Origin of the sequence: Bartonella sp. MU70NMGDW, assembly GCF_042194085.1 — a bacterium.
Classification (GTDB): Bacteria; Pseudomonadota; Alphaproteobacteria; order Rhizobiales; family Rhizobiaceae; genus Bartonella; species Bartonella grahamii.
In genome coordinates this window covers 1-1015 of the sequence record NZ_JBHIMK010000412.1, presented here as the reverse complement: position 1 = coordinate 1015, position 1015 = coordinate 1, and the positions used below count along the sequence as shown (strand labels likewise).

Annotated in this window: 1 protein-coding gene; it reads left to right on the top strand. The window is 34.3% G+C overall.

Annotated elements, in window-relative coordinates; translation table 11 throughout:
* Window positions 1-70: 70 nt before the first annotated feature.
* Entirely contained in the window at window positions 71-814 is a 744-nt protein-coding gene (locus ACFIKE_RS11330; protein WP_375650043.1) for a type IV secretion system protein, read from the top strand.
* The last annotated feature ends 201 nt before the right edge of the window (window positions 815-1015 follow it).

The following is a 1015-nucleotide window of genomic DNA, read 5'->3' as shown; positions in this document are numbered from 1 at the left end:
AACAGCCCAATGATAGAAACCGTGTGCCTATTAATAAAACAATCCCTGCCGAAATCAAGCGAGGAGACAGATGAAAAAGCGATTTATTATAACAGGAATGATTACCTTTTTGGGAATAATAAATTTAACTCTAACGTCTAACTTTAGTTGGAGTTCTGGAACTCAAGATTCAACTGTTCAAAGTCCTCTTCCTGTTTCAAAAGCAGAATATCTGACAGTTATTGAGTTGTTAAAAGAACAAATTAAAACAAACGAAAACCAGATCGAAAAAGCGAAAAAAATCCATCAGTCTATAACAGGAAATAGAATAGAAAAACCAACAATAGGAGAGAACAAGAGTTTTTTCATACAAGATTCGCCTTCTATCTACCCAAAACCGACCTACCACTACAATAGCGTAAATGCTGGGCAATTTGCAAAGCTTATCAATTCTGTTTTTCATGAAGAGAGAAGGTTCGACTTCTGGTCATTGCCGCTTCATGAGATGCGCACAATAATTAATACGCGTCTTAAATATAGTGGAATTGTCGATAAAGCTGTAAGTTTGCAAACTTTCCAAGACGCAGAGAACCGCTTTACACAAATTGTCGATTTCTTAAATAATATAGATAAAACAAAAGATCTGAAAGAAGTTTTCGAACTGCAAACACGCATCAAGACCATGTCAGCCATGCTCCAAAATGAATATATAAAGCTACAAATGGTCAGAAATTTAAGCGATAACGAAGATACTCTTATCGAAATACAAAAACGTAAATTGTATGGAAAAATTATAGAACCTACCCGCTCCAATATGCCTACAGTAAGATTTTAGCAATAAAGCTCTTTACAACATTTGCTTTTTTTCATGAAAACAAAAGCCAATATAGAAGGTTCAAGACTATCTAAACAATTCAGAGGGGCAGAAAGGTTTTCTCAAAGCCAAGATATTGTGATGGAAATACTTAGGTAATGTATAAATGCGAATAACGCGTTTGGCATATATCTATATTTCAAGGTGATAAAAAGTTGAAAA